General features: G+C 65.8%; 1 protein-coding gene. It reads left to right on the top strand.

All coding sequences use genetic code 11. From position 1 onward, the window contains the following. On the top strand, window positions 1–257 hold a 257-nt coding region (locus NZK81_RS21550; RefSeq protein WP_473087543.1), incomplete at both ends, for a thiolase family protein.

The following is a 257-nucleotide window of genomic DNA, read 5'->3' as shown; positions in this document are numbered from 1 at the left end:
GTGCGCAGCCACCAGCGGGCCGCGGCCGCCTGGGCGAATGGAATGTTCGACGACGAAATCGTGCCGGTTGTGGTGCCGCAAAGAAAGGGCGCGCCTGCCATCTTCGCACACGATGAAGGTTATCGCGGCGACGCGACGATGGCTTCGCTCGGCGCGCTGAAGGCGATTGAGGGCGGCGTCGTGACCGCTGGCAACGCCAGTCAGCAGAACGACGCCGCTGCCGCTTGCCTAGTGGTGGCCGAAGACAAACTCGACGA

Source organism: Novosphingobium mangrovisedimenti (assembly GCF_025153475.1).
GTDB classification, from domain to species: Bacteria; Pseudomonadota; Alphaproteobacteria; order Sphingomonadales; family Sphingomonadaceae; genus Novosphingobium; species Novosphingobium mangrovi_A.
Note: the sequence above shows the minus strand (reverse complement) of the source record. Positions and strands in the feature narration are given on the sequence as shown.